The 16065-nt window shown below is 69.9% G+C and carries 16 protein-coding genes; 2 read left to right on the top strand and 14 right to left on the bottom strand.

Going from position 1 to position 16065, the window contains the following annotated elements; genetic code table 11:
- Positions 1–25 precede the first annotated feature (25 nt).
- From AC07RV_RS24345 to AC07RV_RS24330, 4 genes are read right to left on the bottom strand one after another with little or no spacing between them, the layout of a single operon-like run.
- Entirely contained in the window at positions 26–784 is a 759-nt protein-coding gene (locus tag AC07RV_RS24345; protein ID WP_296787118.1) for an enoyl-CoA hydratase/isomerase family protein, read from the bottom strand.
- Positions 781–1734 carry a Bug family tripartite tricarboxylate transporter substrate binding protein gene (locus AC07RV_RS24340; RefSeq protein WP_296787120.1) on the bottom strand — a complete coding sequence of 318 codons (954 nt, stop codon included), beginning with the start codon at positions 1732–1734 and terminating at the stop codon, positions 781–783. The genes AC07RV_RS24345 and AC07RV_RS24340 overlap by 4 nt, the downstream gene beginning before the upstream one ends.
- Positions 1735–1771: 37 nt before the next feature.
- Positions 1772–2932, bottom strand: coding sequence for a CaiB/BaiF CoA transferase family protein (locus AC07RV_RS24335; RefSeq protein WP_296787122.1), 1161 nt, complete (start codon positions 2930–2932; stop codon positions 1772–1774).
- 3 nt (positions 2933–2935) lie between these two features.
- Positions 2936–3721 (bottom strand): enoyl-CoA hydratase-related protein, encoded by a 786-nt coding sequence (locus tag AC07RV_RS24330; RefSeq protein WP_296787124.1) that lies wholly within the window; start codon positions 3719–3721, stop codon positions 2936–2938.
- Positions 3722–3818: 97 nt separating this feature from the next.
- Here AC07RV_RS24330 and AC07RV_RS24325 point away from each other — a divergent pair, with 97 nt between their 5' ends.
- Complete coding sequence (locus AC07RV_RS24325; RefSeq protein WP_296787125.1) at positions 3819–4640, top strand: IclR family transcriptional regulator; 822 nt, start codon at positions 3819–3821, stop codon at positions 4638–4640.
- Between the two features lie 4 nt (positions 4641–4644).
- On the opposite strand, the gene urtE is transcribed toward AC07RV_RS24325, so the two are convergent.
- The 8 genes from urtE to AC07RV_RS24285 form a co-directional block, all read right to left on the bottom strand.
- Entirely contained in the window at positions 4645–5337 is a 693-nt protein-coding gene (gene urtE / locus AC07RV_RS24320) for an urea ABC transporter ATP-binding subunit UrtE (protein ID WP_057594408.1), read from the bottom strand.
- A gap of 12 nt (positions 5338–5349) precedes the next feature.
- The gene (gene urtD / locus AC07RV_RS24315) at positions 5350–6228 is read right to left on the bottom strand and encodes an urea ABC transporter ATP-binding protein UrtD (RefSeq protein ID WP_296787128.1); all 879 of its coding nucleotides are present in this window, start codon (positions 6226–6228) and stop codon (positions 5350–5352) included.
- Positions 6225–7451: an urea ABC transporter permease subunit UrtC gene (gene urtC, locus AC07RV_RS24310; RefSeq protein WP_296787130.1), complete on the bottom strand. Its 1227-nt coding sequence runs from the start codon at positions 7449–7451 to the stop codon at positions 6225–6227. The genes urtD and urtC overlap by 4 nt, the downstream gene beginning before the upstream one ends.
- A complete protein-coding gene (gene urtB / locus AC07RV_RS24305) occupies positions 7448–8995 on the bottom strand; it encodes an urea ABC transporter permease subunit UrtB (RefSeq protein ID WP_296787132.1) in 1548 nt (515 codons plus the stop codon). Before urtB ends, urtC begins: the two co-directional genes overlap by 4 nt.
- A gap of 90 nt (positions 8996–9085) precedes the next feature.
- The gene (gene urtA, locus AC07RV_RS24300) at positions 9086–10354 is read right to left on the bottom strand and encodes an urea ABC transporter substrate-binding protein (RefSeq protein ID WP_057594412.1); all 1269 of its coding nucleotides are present in this window, start codon (positions 10352–10354) and stop codon (positions 9086–9088) included.
- Between the two features lie 142 nt (positions 10355–10496).
- The gene (locus tag AC07RV_RS24295; RefSeq protein WP_296787134.1) at positions 10497–10811 is read right to left on the bottom strand and encodes a nucleotide pyrophosphohydrolase; all 315 of its coding nucleotides are present in this window, start codon (positions 10809–10811) and stop codon (positions 10497–10499) included.
- Positions 10812–10908: 97 nt separating this feature from the next.
- A complete protein-coding gene (locus AC07RV_RS24290) occupies positions 10909–12387 on the bottom strand; it encodes an MFS transporter (RefSeq protein WP_296787137.1) in 1479 nt (492 codons plus the stop codon).
- Between the two features lie 59 nt (positions 12388–12446).
- On the bottom strand, positions 12447–12833 hold the full coding sequence (locus AC07RV_RS24285) for a nuclear transport factor 2 family protein (RefSeq protein ID WP_296787139.1): 387 nt from the start codon (positions 12831–12833) through the stop codon (positions 12447–12449).
- Between the two features lie 115 nt (positions 12834–12948).
- Here AC07RV_RS24285 and AC07RV_RS24280 point away from each other — a divergent pair, with 115 nt between their 5' ends.
- Positions 12949–13875 (top strand): AraC family transcriptional regulator, encoded by a 927-nt coding sequence (locus tag AC07RV_RS24280; RefSeq protein ID WP_296787141.1) that lies wholly within the window; start codon positions 12949–12951, stop codon positions 13873–13875.
- 9 nt (positions 13876–13884) lie between these two features.
- Here AC07RV_RS24280 and AC07RV_RS24275 read toward each other — a convergent pair whose 3' ends face one another.
- Positions 13885–14931: an extracellular catalytic domain type 1 short-chain-length polyhydroxyalkanoate depolymerase gene (locus AC07RV_RS24275; protein ID WP_296787143.1), complete on the bottom strand. Its 1047-nt coding sequence runs from the start codon at positions 14929–14931 to the stop codon at positions 13885–13887.
- Positions 14932–14990: 59 nt separating this feature from the next.
- Entirely contained in the window at positions 14991–15920 is a 930-nt protein-coding gene (gene ppk2, locus AC07RV_RS24270; protein ID WP_296787146.1) for a polyphosphate kinase 2, read from the bottom strand.
- Positions 15921–16065: the final 145 nt, after the last annotated feature.

Here is a 16065-nt window from a genome sequence, read left to right as displayed (position 1 = left end):
TCCGATACCTTTTTGCCTCTGCCGCTCAACGACGCAGGAAGCGCGGCGCGCGGCGTTCGGCCATGGCCTGCACGCCCTCCTTGAAGTCCTCGCTCGCGAACTGCACGCACTGCAGCTCGCGCTCGTGCCGGTTCGCCGCGGCCACCGCCTCGGCCAGGCCGCGCCGCAGGGTCGCGCGCGTCGATTCCACCGCGAGCGGGGCCGACAGCGCGATCTCGGCCGCGAGCGCCAGCGCGCTGGTGCGCACTTCATCGGCCGGCACCAGCTGGTCGACCAGCCCGATGCGCAGCGCCTCCTCGCCGCCGACGCGGCGCCCCGTGTAGAACAGCAGCGCGGCCTGCTGCGCGCCCACCAGCCGCGGCAAGGTCAGGCTCAGGCCGAAGCCCGGATGGAAACCGAGGCGGTTGAAGTTGGCGCTGAAGCGCGCCTCGGCGCAGCCCACGCGGAAGTCGGCCGCCAGCGCGAGGCCGAGCCCGGCGCCGATGGCCGGGCCATGCACCGCGGCCACCAGCGGCTTGGCGTTGCCGAACAGGCGCATGGCCTGCTCGTAGAGCGGCGCGGGATCGCGCGCATCGTCCTTGCCGCTGAAGTCGGCGCCCGCGCTGAAGGCCCGGCCTTCGGCCGCGAGCACGACGGCGCGGCAATCGGGATCGGCATCGAGCTGCGCGAGCCGGTCGGCCAGTTCGCGCAGCAGCGCCACGTCGAGGTAGTTGAACGGCGCGCGCCGCAGTTCGAGCAGCGCCACGTGTTCATGGCCCGAGTCCAGCGAAGCGAGCGCGCTCATTGCACCTCCAGCTTCGCGATGTCGACGTAGCCTTTCCACTTCTCGCGCTCCTGGCGCTCGAAGCTCGCGAGCTCGGCCAGGCTGATCTTCGCGGGCGCGAAGGCGAAGCCCTCGAGCCGCGCGCGGATCGGATCGGTGGTCACGGCCTCGTTGATCCACTGGTTGAGCTGCTGCTGCAGCGCCGCCGGCGTGGCGACCGGCACCGCGATGCCGAGGAAGCCGCCGCGGATGCTGAAGCCCGGATAGCTCTCGGCGATCAGCGGCAGCTCGGGATAGCGCTTGAGCCGCGCGTCGCTGTGCACCGCGAGCGCGCGCAACTGGCCCGAGGCCACGAAGGCATCGCCGGCCACGGTGTCGGTGAACACCACCTGGATCTGGCCCGCGATCAGCTCCGACATCGCCTGGCTCACCTGCTTGTACGGAATCGCGGCGAGCTCGATGCCGGCCTCGTGCGCGAACAGCGCCGCCGTGACCTTGGAGGTGGCGTTGAAGTGGCCGTAGTTGATCGTGCCCGGCGCCTTCTTCGCGGCGGCGACGAAGTCCTGCAGCGTCCTGTAGGGCGCGTCGGGCCGCACCAGCATGTAGGTGGAACCGGGCCCGAAGGAGCCGACCAGCCGGAAGTCGCGCCCGGGGTCGTAGGGCAGCTTGCGGAACAGGCTGGGGTTGGCCAGGTGGGTGGAAGTGGTGGCCAGCAGCAGCACCGAGCCGTCGGCCGGCGCGTTGCGCACCGCCTCCACGCCGATGATGCCGTTGCCGCCGGGACGGTTGTCGACCACCACCGCGCGGCCGGTCTTGCGCGTGAGGAACTCGGCCAGCATGCGCGCCGAGATGTCGCCCGAGCCGCCGGGGCCGAAGGGCACGACGATCTGGATCGGCTTGTGGTTGTCCGCCGCCATCGCGGCCGCGAACGGCAAGGCCGCGAGCGCGGCGAGGCACTGTCTTCTCTGCATGTCGTCTCCTGTTGTTGGTGTCGATGGAAGGGCGCGCTCAGCCGGGGGCCTTCGCGCCGAGCGCCTCGTTGTGCTCGCCCACGCCGGGCGCGCGGTGCCGCACCCGCGGCCGCTCGCCGTCGAAGGACAGCGGCAGCCCGACGATGCGCAGCTCCTCGCCGGGAATGGTCTGGAAGATGCCGATGGCCTCGGTCTGCGGCTGCGCGAGCACCTGCGCGAAGTCCTGGATCGGCGCGCAGGGAATGCCCAGGGCCTCGAGCGCCTCGAGCCACTGCTGCGTCGAGCGCGTGCGGAACACCGCCTCGAGCGCAGGGATCAGCAGCGCCTTGTGCTGCACGCGCAGCGCGTTGCTCGCGAAGCGCTCGTCGCGCGTCCATTCCTCGTGGCCGGCCGCGCGCGCGAGCTTGGCGAACAGCCGGTCGTTGGCCGCGGCCACCACGATCTCGCCGTCCCCGGTCGGCAGCGCCTGGAACACCACCACGTTGGGATTGCCGCTGCGGTGCCGCTCGGGCTGCTTCCCGGTGGCATGGAAGCCGGCCATCATCACCTGCAGCCAGCCCAGCGCGGTCTCGAACAGCGAGGTGTCGACCACGCAGCCCTGCCCGGTCGAAGCGCGGCGCAGCAATGCCGCGATGCAGCCCAGCGCGGCCCAGACGCCGGTGCCCAGGTCGAGCACCTGCATGCCCACGCGCGCCGGCGGCCCGCTCTCGGCGCCGTTGATGCTGAAGATGCCCGCGAAGGCCTGCACCATCGGCTCGTAGCCCGGCGCGAGGCGCATCGGCCCCTTGTGGCCGAAGGCCCAGAGCGAGCAGTACACCAGCCGCGGGTTGAGCGCGCGCAGCGCCTCGGAACCGAGCCCCAATTCCTCGAGCGAGCCGGGCCGCATGTTCTGCACGAACACGTCGGCCTCGGCTGCGCGCTCGCGCAGCCACTGCGCCTGCGCCGGGTCCTTGAGGTCGAGCGCGATGCTCTTCTTGCCATGGTTCATGGCCTGGAAGGTGGTCGCGGTGCCGCGCCAGAACGGCGGGCCCCAGCCGCGCGCGTCGTCGCCCGTGCCGGGCCGCTCGATCTTCACCACCTCGGCGCCGAGCGAGGACAGGATCTCGCCCGCGTAGGGCCCGGCGATGTTCTGCCCGAGCTCGATGACCTTGATGCCGGCCAGCGGCAGCGCGGTGTTGTTGTTCACGTCGTCCGTCATGGTTCAGCGTCCCGTGAAATGGGGCGCGCGCTTCTCGACGAAATGCCGCACGCCCTCGCGGAAATCCTCGGTGTCGCGGCAGGCCGCGATCTCGCGGTCGGCCACGCGCGTGGCCTGCCCGAGGGTCTGGTAGCGGGCCTCGACCAGTTGCCGCTTGATGATGCGCACCGCGCGCGGCGAACTCAGCTCGGCGATCTCGGTGGCGCGCGCGAGCACCGCATCGAGAAAGCCTTCGGCCGGCAGCAGGCTGGCCAGCCCCATGCGATCGGCCTCCTCGGCCTGCAGCGTGCGGCCGGTCAGCAGCAGGTCGGCCGCATGCATCGGGCCGATCAGCCGCGGCAGCAGCCAGGCCGTGCCGTGCTCGGCCACCAGGCCGCGGCGCGCATAGGGCAGCGTGAGCTTCGCGCCGGCCGCCACGTAGCGCAAGTCGGCATGCAGCGCGATGCACAGGCCCACGCCCGCGGCCGCGCCGTTGATCGCGGCGATCATTGGCTTGGCGAGCGCGCCGAGGTAGCCGTAGCGCTGCGCCGCGTCGTCGTCAGAGTCGGCCTGCGGCACGGGTGGCCGGCCCGGGTCGGACAGCACCGCCATGTCCATGCCGGCGCAAAAGGCGCGGCCGGCGCCGCTGAGCACGATGGCGCGCACCGCGTCGTCGGCTTCGGCCTGCGCGACGGCCGCGCGCAGCTCGGCCTCGAGCGTGGGCGTCCAGGCATTGAGCCGGTCGGGCCGGTCGAAGGTGATCGAGGCCACGCGGCCGATCGCCGCGTACCTCAGTTGCGTGAAATCCAAGCGTGTCTCCTGGTCCGTTGCGCCCTGCGATGGGCATGCGGCCAGTATTCCGGCGGGCTCCGGCGGCGACAACCTTAGAATTTCGGAGAACGAAATCATGGCCACGCCCCGCCCCTCCACCGCCGGCTCGACGCGCGCCCGCACGCAGGCCACCGGCACCTTCGTGCGCAGCACGCCCGGCAGCCATTCGCTCGAACGCGGCCTCGCGCTGCTGCGCGCCTTCCGCCATGGCGTAGACGTGCTGACCAACGCCGAGCTGGCCGACCGCACGCAGCTGCCGCGGCCCACGGTCAGCCGGCTCACGCGTTCGCTGGTGGATGCGGGTTTTCTCGCCTACGACCTCGAGCAGCGCGGCTACCGCCTCACGGCCGCCTGCCTGAGCCTCGCGCTGTCCTTCCGCAGTTCGGAGGCCACGCTGGCGCGCGCGCTGCCGCTGATGCGCGCGCTGGCCGAGGGCCGGCGCGTCAACGTCGGCCTGGCGGTGGCCGACCAGCTCGAGATGGTCTACCTGGAGTCGGTGCGCCTGAGCCGGCTCGGGATCTTCCGGCGCATCCTCCCGGGCTCGCGGCTCCCGATCGCGAGCACCTCGCTGGGCTGCGCCTTCCTCGCCGGCATGCAGGCCGCGGAGCGCAAAGCCCTGCTGGGCCGGCTGCGGCAGGCGCACGGCGCCGAATGGCGCGCGCTGCAGCCGCGGGTGGAGGCCGCGCTCGAGGCCGTGCGCGAGCGCGGCTTCTGCCACGCAAGCTGGGCCGCGGGCATGACCGCGGTGGCGCTGCCGCTGCGCGCGCCCTCGGGCAGTCTCTATGCGATGAACGTGAGCTTCCCCACCGCGGAGGAAGTGTCGACGGACGCCATCGAGGCGCACGCGCAACTGCTGCTGCGCCTCGCGGCCGACCTGCGCCGCGACTGGGCGCGCTGAGGCGTCAGATCGCCACCAACTGGCGCACGCCCTGCGCCTCCATGTCCTTGCCGAGGCCGCGCGCGATCACCTCGCCGCGCTCCATCACGAGGTAGTCGTCGGCCAGCTCCTGCGCGAAGTCGTAGTACTGCTCGCACAGCACGATCGCCATGTCGCCGCGGTCGGCCAGCATGCGGATCACGCGGCCGATGTCCTTGATGATGCTTGGCTGGATGCCCTCGGTGGGCTCGTCGAGGATCAGCAGCTTCGGCTTGGGCGCGAGCGCGCGCGCGATCGCGAGCTGCTGCTGCTGGCCGCCCGAGAGGTCGCCGCCGCGGCGTCCGATCATCTGCTTGAGCACCGGGAACAGCTCGAACAGCTCGGCCGGGATCGGCGTGCCGCCGCGCTTGTAGGCCAGGCCCATGCGCAGGTTCTCCTCGACCGTGAGGCGCGCGAAGATCTCGCGCCCCTGCGGCACGAAGCCGATGCCCGCGCGCGCGCGGTCGTAGGGCGTGGCCTTGTGGATCGGCCGGCCCTCGAGCTCGATGCTGCCGCTCTTGATCGGCACCAGGCCCATCAGCGACTTCAGCAGCGTGGTCTTGCCCACGCCGTTGCGGCCCAGCAGCACCGTGACCTTGCCCAGCGTGGCCTCGAAGCTCACGTCGCGCAGGATGTGCGAGCCGCCGTAGTACTGGTGGATGTTCTTGACTGTCAGCATGGCGTGGTTTCCTCAGCGGCCCAGGTAGACCTCGATCACGCGCTCGTCGGCCTGCACCTCGTCGAGCGAGCCCTGCGCGAGCACCGAGCCGTCGCACAGCACGGTCACGATCTCGGAGATGGTGCGGATGAAGCTCATGTCGTGCTCCACCACCATCAGCGAATGCTTGCCCTTGAGCGTGAGGAACAGCTCGGCCGTGCGCGCCGTCTCCTCGTCGGTCATGCCGGCCACGGGCTCGTCGAGCAGCAGCAGCTTCGGGTCCTGCATCAGCAGCATGCCGATCTCGAGCCACTGCTTCTGGCCGTGGCTCAGGTTGCCCGCCATGCGCGACACGCTGGCCGCGAGGTGGATGGTCTCGAGCACCTCGGCCAGCCGGTCGCTTTGCGCCGAATCGAGCCTGAACAGCATCGAGGCGCGCACGCCCTTGTCGGTCTTGAGCGCGAGCTCGAGGTTCTCGAACACCGTGAGGTGCTCGAACACGGTCGGCTTCTGGAACTTGCGGCCGATGCCCAGCTGCGCGATCTCGGCCTCCTTGTGGCGCAGCAGGTCGATGGTGCTGCCGAAGAACACCGTGCCCTCGTCGGGCCGGGTCTTGCCGGTGATGATGTCCATCATCGTGGTCTTGCCCGCGCCGTTGGGGCCGATGATGCAGCGCAGCTCGCCCGGCGCGATGTCGAGCGACAGCTTGTTGATCGCCTTGAAGCCGTCGAAGCTCACGCTCACGTCTTCCAGGTAGAGGATGCGGCCGTGGGTCACGTCGACCTCGCCGGGCGTCGCGATGCGGCTGAAGCCCGCCGTGCGGCCGCCCGATTCGGTGGCGCCGGTGTCGTGCGGCTGGCCCTTGGCGCGCGAGGCGCGCTCGGCGCCGGCTTCCATCAGGTCGGGCGTCATGCGCGGGCTCCCTTCGGTTCCGCATGCAGCGGCGCGGCGATCGCTTCCGGCTCCATGCCCTGTTCCGTTGCCAGCGAACGCTGGGCCTCGGCACGCGCCGGCGATGCCGCAACGGGCGCCGCCTTCTCGCGCGACAGCCACTGGCGCACCAGCCCCACGATGCCGTTCGGCAGGAACAGCGTGACCGCGATGAACAGCGCGCCGAGGAAGTACAGCCAGTACTCGGGATAGGCCACCGTGAGCCAGCTCTTCGCGCCGTTGACGATGAAGGCGCCGATGATCGGCCCGATCAGGGTCGCGCGCCCGCCCACCGCGGCCCAGATCGCGATCTCGATCGAGTTGGCCGCGCTCATCTCGCTCGGGTTGATGATGCCGACCTGCGGCACGTAGAGCGCGCCGGCCACGCCGCACATCACGGCCGAGATGACCCAGATGCTGAGCTTGTAGGGCAGCGGGTTGTAGCCCGAGAACATCACGCGCGACTCGGCGTCGCGGATGGCCTGCAGCACGCGGCCGAACTTGCTCCCGATCAGCCACTTGGCGAACAGGAAGAAGGCCAGCAGGGTCACGCCGGTGAGCGCGAAGATGGTCATGCGCATCTCCTGCGTGGCGATCGGGATGCCGAGGATGCGCTTGAAGTCGGTGAAGCCGTTGTTGCCGCCGAAGCCGGTCTCGTTGCGGAAGAACAGCAGCATGGCCGCGAAGGTCAGGGCCTGCGTGATGATCGAGAAGTACACGCCCTTGATGCGCGAGCGGAAGGCGAAGAAGCCGAACACGAAGGCGATCAGGCCCGGCACCGCGACGATCAGCACCAAGGTGGCAATGAAGCTGTCGCTGAAGGTCCAGTGCCAGGGCAGCGTCTTCCAGTCGAGGAACACCATGAAGTCGGGCAGGTCGCTCTTGTAGTTGCCGTCGCGGCCGATCTGGCGCATGAGGTACATGCCCATCATGTAGCCGCCGAGCGCGAAGAACAGGCCGTGGCCCAGCGAGAGGATGCCGGTGTAGCCCCAGATCAGGTCCATGGCCAGCGCGCAGATCGCGTAGCACATGATCTTGCCGACCAGCGCCACGGCGTAGTCGCTCATGTGCAGCGGGCTGTCGGCGGGCACCCACATGTTGAGCACGGGCGCCACCGCGCACACCACGATCAGCGCGACGAAGAAGGCCGTCCAGCCCTTGCCGCTCAGCAGCGGCCCCTTGGTTGGCAACGTGACCTTGCTCATGCTTCCGCGCTCCGGCCCTTCATCGCGAAGATGCCCTGCGGCCGCTTCTGGATGAAGATGATGATGAAAACGAGCACCGCGATCTTCGCGAGCACCGCGCCCGCCCAGCCTTCGATGAACTTGTTGAGGATGCCCAGGCCGAGCGCCGCGTAGACGGTGCCCGCGAGCTGGCCGACGCCGCCCATCACGACCACCATGAAGCTGTCGACGATGTAGCTCTGGCCCAGGTCGGGGCCGACGTTGCCGATCTGGCTCAGCGCGCAGCCCGCGAGGCCGGCGATGCCCGAGCCCAGCGCGAAGGCGTAGGTGTCGATGCGCGCGGTGTTCACGCCCATGCAGGAGGCGATCGGGCGGTTCTGCGTGACGCCGCGCACGAACAGGCCCAGCCGCGTGCGGCCGATCAGCCAGCCCATGGCCAGCAGCACCAGCACCGCGAAGACGATGATGCACAGGCGGTTCCACGGCAGCGTGACGTTCGACAGCAGCGACAGGCCGCCGCTCATCCAGGCCGGGTTCTCCACGCCCACGTTCTGCGCGCCGAACAGCGAGCGCACCAGCTGCTGCAACATCAGGCTGATGCCCCAGGTGGCCAGCAGGGTCTCGAGCGGGCGGCCGTAGAGAAAGCGGATGACGCCGCGTTCGAGCACCGCGCCCACCAGCGCCGAGGCCAGGAACGAGACCGGGATCGCCGCCACCAGGTACCAGCCGAAGGCGGCCTCGGGCAGGTACTTCTGGAAGATGCCCTGCATCACGTAGGTGGCGTAGGCGCCGATCATCATCAGCTCGCCATGGGCCATGTTGATGACGCCCATCAGGCCGTAGGTGATGGCCAGGCCCAGCGCGGCCAGCAGCAGCACCGAGCCCAGGCTGACGCCGCTGAACACGGCATTGAGGCGGTCGCCCCAGACCAGCGAGCCGTCGATGCTGGCGATCGAGGCCACGATCGCGGCCTTCACGTCGGCCTCGGTCTCGTCGGCCAGGCGCTGGTTGAGCAGCAGCTTGGTGTCGGGGCTGCGGCTCTCGCCGAGCTCGCGCGCGGCCACGAGGCGCTTGGCCTTGTCGGCGCTGCCGAGCATGCTGGCGGCGCGCACCAGTTCGAGCTGCGCCTTGATCTTCGGATGTGTCTCGGCGGCCAGCGCCTTCTCGACCAGCGGCAGCCGCGATTCGTCGGGCTCCTTGAACAGCGCCTGCGCGGCCTCGGCGCGCACCGCGTCGTCCTTGCTGCCGAGCTTGAGCGCGGCCTGCGCGGCATCGAGCGCACCGCGCATCAGGTTGTTGTTGACCACGTCCTCGGCCGTGTCGGGCACCTTGAGTTCGGCGCCGGTCACGGGGTCGTAGCCTTTGTCGTCCTTCATCACGAAGACCTTGTCTTCGGTGTACTTGACCGCGTCGTCCGACATCGCCTGGATGAAGGCGGCGGTCTTCTCGTCGGCGCTGGTGACGGCCTTGTTGAGCGCCGCGATGCGGGCTTCGGAATCGCCGGCGGCGATGGCCCGGGCTTCGTCGGCGGTCAGCGCCTGGGCGGCCGTTGCCATGAACAGCATGGCGGCGAATGCGCAGTGGAGGGTTCGTCGAAGCATCTTGAAGCGGAAGTAGGAAAGGCCCTCCCCCGGGCGGGGGAGGGAGGAACGCACTTACATCGACTTGCCGGCCGGGTAGTCGGGCTTCTTGTCGTTGCCTTCGATGTACGGGCTCCACGGCTTGGCCTTGACCGGGCCCGGCGTCTTCCACACCACGTTGAACTGGCCGTCGGCCTTGATCTCGCCGATGAACACGCTCTTGTGCAGGTGGTGGTTCTTCTCGTCCATCTTCGAGACGATGCCCGAGGGCGCGGTGAAGGTCTGGCCGGCCATGGCGGCGATCACCTTGTCGGTGTCGGTCGACTTGGCCTTCTCGACCGCCTGCTTCCACATGTGGATGCCGATCCAGGTGGCTTCCATCGGGTCGTTGGTCAGCGGCTTGTCCTTGTGGCCGGCGATGTTCTTGGCCTTGGCGTAGTCGCTCCACTGCTTGATGAAGGCCGTGTTGGTCGGGTTCTTGATCGACATGAAGTAGTTCCACGCGGCCAGGTGGCCGACCAGCGGCTTGGTGTCCACGCCGCGCAGTTCTTCCTCGCCGACCGAGAAGGCCACCACCGGCACGTCCTTGGCCTTCAGGCCGGCGTTGCCGAGTTCCTTGTAGAAGGGCACGTTGGAGTCGCCGTTGATGGTCGACACCACGGCCGTCTTGCCGCCGGCCGAGAACTTCTTGATGTCGGCGACGATGGTCTGGTAGTCGCTGTGACCGAAGGGGGTGTACTTCTCGTCGATGTCGGTGTCCTTCACGCCCTTGCTCTTGAGGTAGGCGCGCAGGATCTTGTTGGTGGTGCGCGGGTAGACGTAGTCGGTGCCCAGCAGCACCCAGCGCTTGGCGGCGCCGCCTTCCTTGCTCATCAGGTAGTCGACGGCCGGAATCGCCTGCTGGTTGGGCGCGGCACCCGTGTAGAACACGTTCTTCGAGAGCTCTTCACCCTCGTACTGCACCGGGTAGAACAAGAGGCCGTTCATTTCCTCGACCACCGGCAGCACCGACTTGCGCGACACCGAGGTCCAGCAGCCGAAGATCACCGAGACCTTGTCCTGGCCGAGCAACTGCTTGGTCTTCTCGGCGAACAGCGGCCAGTTCGAGGCCGGGTCGACCACCACGGGCTCGAGCTTCTTGCCGAGCACGCCGCCCTTGGCGTTGATGTCGTCGATCGCCATCAGCACCGTGTCCTTCAACACGGTTTCCGAGATGGCCATCGTGCCCGACAGCGAGTGCAGCACGCCGACCTTGATGGTGTCGGCGGCGAATGCCGGCACAGCGGAGATGCTGGCCAGCGCGACGGCGGCGGTGAGCGCCTTGAGAGTGAAACGACGTTGCATGTGGACTCCTGCTCCGGTGGGTTGAACCTGTTCGCCGGCGCGGTGCCGAGCGATGGGAGGGAGTCTGCGGAATGCACCAGGAAGGAGAAATACGCCGGGTGGCGTACACGGAGGTACTCAGCCGCGTCAACGGCGCGCAGGGCTACGGCGCCGGGTACTTGCGCGCGTTCGCGACCATCTTGCTGCGCGCGGCCTCGATGGGATCGATGCCGAGCTGGTCGGCCAACTGCAGCAGGTAGAGCAGCACGTCGGCGATCTCGGTGCCGACCTCGGCGCGCTTGTCGGCCGACAGCTCGCGGCTCTGCGCCTCGGTGAGCCACTGGAAATGCTCGAGCAGCTCGGCGGCCTCGACCGAGAGCGCCGCGGCGAGGTTCTTGGGGGAGTGGAAGGGTTCCCAGTGGCGCTCGCGGGCGAAGTCGCGCAGGGCCTGGGTGAGGGTCTGGAGGTCGGAATCCATGGTGGCTTTTCTGGAGGGGCGGTCAGTGTGACATGCGCGCCGAGAGCCCTCCATTTACCCAATTTGGGCAGGCTCGTGCCCAGATTGGGCAGGTTCGTCAGCGGCTCGTCGAAGGCCGCCGCGCGCCCCGCCAATGCAACACCGCCACCAGCAACGCCGACCCCATCAGATAGACCAGCGCCACCCCGAGCCCCGCCGCATAGGCCGCCGCATCGCCCCGTTCGCCGAGCCGCCCGTAGAACAGGATCCCGATCAGCGCCACGCCCAGCGCATTGCCCGCCTGCTGCACCATCGACAGCACGCCCGAGGCCACGCCCGCATGCTGCGGCGGCAGGCCGGCGAGCACGCTCGAGACCAGGGGTGCCATCACCAGGCCCAGACCCGCGCCCTGCACCAGCAGCAGCGGCACCATCCACGCGAGCAGGTGGGCATGGCCCGCGAAGGCCGCGACGTTGAGGTACTGCAGCGCATGGCCGGCCGCGAGCAGCAGCGCGCCGAGCGCGATCGGCGGCTTGCCGCCGAAGCGGCGCGCGATGCGGGCACCGCCCATCGAGGTGGCGAAGAAGCCGAGCGCCAGCGCGGTGAAGACCAGGCCCGAGCGCAGCGCGCCGAGCGCGAGGCCCTGCTGCAGGTACAGCGCGAGCACGAAGTACAGCGAGGCATTGCCGACATAGAAGGCCAGCGTGGTCAGCAGGCCGTTGACGAAGCGCGCATCGGCCATCAGCACCGGCGCCACCAGCGGCGCACCGCCGCGCGCGGCGAGCCGGCGCTGCTGGAAGGCGAACAGCAGCGCGAGCGGCAGCGCGGCCGCGAGGCACAGCCAGCTCCACAACGGCCAGCCCTGCTGCCGGCCCTCGACCAGCGGCAGCACCACCGCCACCGACGCCGCGGCCACCAGCAGCATGCCGGCGGGATCGAGCCGGCTCTGGTGGCCCCCATTGGCCAGCGGCGGAATGACGCGCGGCGCCAGCAGCAGCGCGAGCAGGCCGATCGGCAGGTTGATGAGGAAGCAGCTGCGCCAGCCGAGGCCCCAGAGGTCGGCCTGGATCAGCAGCCCGCCCACGAGCTGGCCCAGCGTGGCGCCGAGGCCGAGCGTGAGGCCGTAGGCGGCGAAGGCACGGGCACGGTCCTCGCCGGTATGGACCAATCCGATCATCGCGAGCACCTGCGGCTGCAGCAGCGCACCGGCCAGGCCTTGCAGCACGCGGGCCGCCACCAGCAGCTCGGCATTGGGCGCCAGGCCGCAGGCCGTCGAGGCCAGCGTGAACAGCAGCAGGCCCGCCATGAACATGCGGCGGCGCCCGAAGAGGTCGCCGAGCCGGCCGCCGGTGATCAGGCCCGCGGCGGTGGCGAGACCGTAGCCCGCCACCACCAGTTGCAAGGTGGCGGTGCTCGCGAGCAGTTCGCGCTGCATCGAGGGCAGCGCGACATTGACGATGAAGAAGTCCAGCACCACCAGGAAGGTGCCGCTGAGCATGACCCACAGGGCCAGCCGGCCGGGCCTGGCCGCGTCCGCGCTCTGGCCGGCCGTGGAGGAAAGCGATGCCGCCGGAACGGCGATGTTGGACTGCGTCATGGCGGGCTCGAGTCTTGGAGGGAGAGCGCGCTGCGGCAATGACCCCGGAGGTCAAGCGATCAGACGCCGGGGGTCGGCAGGATGAACTGGTAGTCGACGGCGATGCGGCCGTCCTCGGCCAGCCGCAGGAACTCGAGCCCGAGCGCCGCCACGGGACCGCCCGCGGCGGGGACCATCTGCCAATGGAACATCACGGTGTCGTGCAGCCCTTGCGCATCGCCGGTGGCGATGAAGCGGAAGCCGCCATCGCGCACGTTCTTCTCGTGCGAGCCGGTGACGCGCTGCGCCAGCGCCTCGTAACCCTTGGCCTGCAGCGTGCGCACGCAGTGCTCGCCCTGGGGCACCCACAGTGCGGCGATGGCGTCGCGGCGGGCGTCGGCGTCGGTCAGGTTCCAGAGGGCGACGTAGCGGTCGGCCAGTTCGGTGAAGCGGGTCTTGGCATGCATGGTGTGTGCTCCTGTGCGGTGAGAGTGAAGCGGCAGTTTCTGCCGCACTCGATGGACAGTGAATGCCTGCAAAGCCGACAATCTTGTCCATTCGTCCACCGCCACCGGAGCCTTCATGGACCCTCTCGACGACGTTTTCGCGGCCATGCGCGTGCGCAGCGCCCTGTATGCCCGGCTCGAGGCCGGTGCGCCCTGGGGCGTGAGCCTGGCCGGCGGCGAGAGCGCGCGTTTCGGCCTCGTGGTGCGCGGCGGTTGCCTGCTCGAGGTCGAGGGGGCGGACCACCCCGTCGCGCTCGCCGCGGGCGATTGCTACGTGCTGGCCCACGGCACGCCCTATGTGCTGCGCGACCATCCGACCACGCCCACGGTGAGCTGCGCCTCGGTCGTGCGCGACCGCATCGGCGGCGTCGTCGAGCTGGGCGGCACGGGCACCGCGGCCTCGGTGATCTGCGGCTGGTTCCACTTCGACCAGCGCGCCGCGCGCCCGCTGCTCGACCTGCTGCCGGTGCTGCTGCACGTGAAGATGGAGCAGGCGCGCGCCCTCGCGCTGCAGGGCACGCTGCAACTGCTGGCGATGGAGACCGGCGAGCCCGGCCTGGGCTCCGGCCTGCTCGTGAGCCGGCTGGCCGACATCGTGTTCGTGCAGGCGGTGCGCGCGCACGTCGCGGCCGCGGGCGATGCGCAGACCGGCTGGCTGGCCGCGCTGGCCGATGCGCGCATCGGTCCCGCGCTGCGCGCGATGCACAAGGACATGGCACGCGCCTGGACGGTGGAATCGCTGGCCTCGGCCGCGAGCCTGTCGCGCTCGGCCTTCGCGCAGCGCTTCCGCGAGCGCGTGGGGCAGGCACCGCTGGAATACCTCACGCAGTGGCGCATGTTCAAGGCCGGCAACATGCTGGGCCAGGGCAACGCCGCGCTGGGCACCATCGCCGGCGCGGTGGGCTACGAATCGGAAGCCGCCTTCAGCAAGGCCTTCAAGCGCGAGAAGGGCATGGCGCCCGGTGCATGGCGCGCCGCGGCGCGCGAGAACGCCACGGCGTGAAAGAGCGCCTCAGGCCTGCTTGGCCGCGTGCCTGAACTGCGCCATGGCAAAGGCCCAGGCCATCCGCGTGGCATCGGGCCCGGCCGCATCGCTGAACATCAGCTTCGACGCGCCACCGCTCCACGCATGCCCCAGCCCCGCGATCTCGCACAGCGAGACCACCGTGCGGCCCTTGCGCTTGAAGTCGGTCACGCGCATCGGGCGGCGCTTGCCGCGCTGCACGTCGCGCGCCACGCCGGGCCGCGCGCCCATGGCCGTGGCCCACACGGCGGCGCTGTTGACGGCATTGCTGGGCACGACCACGGCATCGGCATCGCCGTGCAGCACGAGCATCGGCGGCAGGGTCGCGAGGACGGCCGCGGCGCCCATCGCCTTGCCGACGGCGGTGACGGGCATCGGCGGCACGTTCTGGCCGCGCATCGCGCCGAGCGCGGTGGCCGACGACTTCGCCGCACCGGGCGCCACGCCCGAATGCATGACCACGGCGCGAAAGCGCTGCGGATAGCGCGTGGCCAGCAGCGCCGCCATGCTGGCGCCGGCCGAGAGGCCGGCCAGCGCGACGCGCTCGCGGTCCGCCGGGTAGAGCATGCAGGCCTGGTCGACCGCGGCCATCAGCGTCGCGGCCTCGGCATCGGCCTTGCCGGAGCGGCGCTCATACCAGTTCCAGCAGCCCTGGGGATGCGCGAGCCGGTCCTGCTCGGGGTAGAGCACCAGGAAGCGCTGGCGTGCCGCCAGCGCGTTCATGCGCGTGCTGGCCGCGAAGTCGCGCCCGGTCTGGCCGCAGCCGTGCAGCATGACCATGAGCGGCAGCTTCTCGCCGGGCTGCAGATGCAGGTCGGCGGGACGGAACAGGTGATAGCGCCGCGCGCCGCCGGGACCGATCGCCATGCCGCTGAGCCAGTCACCCTTGCCGGGCGGCGGCTTGAGCCGCTTGGCCGTCGCGCGCTGCACCTGGCCGGCCACGCGCTGGCTGTTGCGCAGCGTGAGCTTCGTGAGCGCCTTCAGGTTGCGCTCGTAGGCGCGGGCGAAGACGGAAGCGGTGGAACGGCGGGCCATGGCGCAGTGTGACGCATGGCGCCGGGACGGGACAGCGATCGCTCGCTGCCCCTGGAAGGTCAGTAGACCTCGGGGACGATCATGCTGGACGGGACGGGCTGGCGCAGGTAGTCCGCGTGGCGCACGCGGGCCGGCAGCTCCACAGGCGCATGGGGCACCATCTCGTAGGGCAGCTGGCCCAGCAGGTGGCTGATGCAGTTCAGGCGCGCCTTCTTCTTGTCGACCGCCTGCACCACCCACCACGGCGCCTCGGGGATGTGGGTGCGTTCCAGCATCGTTTCCTTGGCCTTGGTGTATTCCTCCCAGCGACGGCGGCTCTCGAGGTCCATCGGGCTGAGCTTCCACTGCTTGAGCGGATCGTGGATGCGGCCGAGGAAGCGCATGTGCTGCTCGTCGTCGGTGATGGAGAACCAGTACTTGATGAGCTTGATGCCCGAGCGCACGAGCATCTTCTCGAACTCGGGCACGGTGCGGAAGAACTCCTCGTACTCGTCGTCCGAGCAGAAGCCCATCACGCGCTCGACGCCGGCGCGGTTGTACCAGCTGCGGTCGAACAGCACCATTTCGCCGGCCGCCGGCAGGTGGGCCGCGTAGCGCTGGAAGTACCACTGGGTGCGTTCGCGGTCGTTCGGCGCCGGCAGCGCGGCCACGCGGGCCACGCGCGGGTTCAGGCGCTGGGTGATGCGCTTGATGACACCGCCCTTGCCGGCCGCGTCGCGGCCCTCGAACAGGATCACGACCTTCTGCTTGCTGTGCTGGACCCAGTCCTGCAGCTTCACCAGTTCGCCCTGCAGGCGGAACAGTTCCTTGAAATAGGCCTGGCGGGCCGCTTTGTCGGAAGCGCTGTTGGTGCCGGCGGGCTCGCCGTCGAGGCCGTCGATGTTGCGGTCCTCGATCTCCAGCTCGAGCTCCTCGTCGTAGCTGTCGATGAGGTCTCGGGCGATGCGCTGCATCAGTTCTTCGTGGTCGGGAAGGGCGCTCGTCGGCATGGTGAAAGGGCAAGAGTGGCGGGATCGGGGAAAACCATGCTGCATGGACCAGATGACGCCGGCGTGACGGTTTTGCGGCCGATTCCCGTAGGCCGACACGCCGTTGTCACACGGCGCGAACACCATTTCTCCCCACTACAACACT

Source organism: Variovorax sp. GW821-FHT09B01, assembly GCF_059418345.1.
Note: the sequence above shows the minus strand (reverse complement) of the source record. Positions and strands in the feature narration are given on the sequence as shown.